Annotated in this window: 1 protein-coding gene; it reads right to left on the reverse strand. The window is 34.1% G+C overall.

The window, feature by feature from the left end; all coding sequences use genetic code 11:
- A partial coding sequence (locus tag ACJDU8_RS25855; RefSeq protein WP_406795045.1) for a sigma factor-like helix-turn-helix DNA-binding protein occupies positions 1–270 on the reverse strand: 270 nt, incomplete at both ends.

Here is a 270-nt window from a genome sequence, read left to right on the forward strand (position 1 = left end):
ATATTTGTCAGCAAAATTCATGGTTTCTATGGCCCAATGAATACTATGACTTGATTCCTCTCTTTTTTGAATATACAGTTCTTCTGCCTTCCTTGCTCCCCAGGGTGATTTTCTCATTTTTTCAAGGGCTGTACATTCAATATTATTAATCGTAACTTTAGTAACATTATGCATCTCCCCAAGCTGCTGACAGGTCATACACTTACAATTATCCCAGCCATACCTTAATTTCAATATTTCTCTTTCTCTCAAAGTATTATATTTATTCAT

The sequence above is a fragment of the Candidatus Clostridium eludens genome (assembly GCF_045310515.1).
GTDB classification, from domain to species: domain Bacteria; phylum Bacillota; class Clostridia; order Clostridiales; family Clostridiaceae; genus Clostridium_B; species Clostridium_B eludens.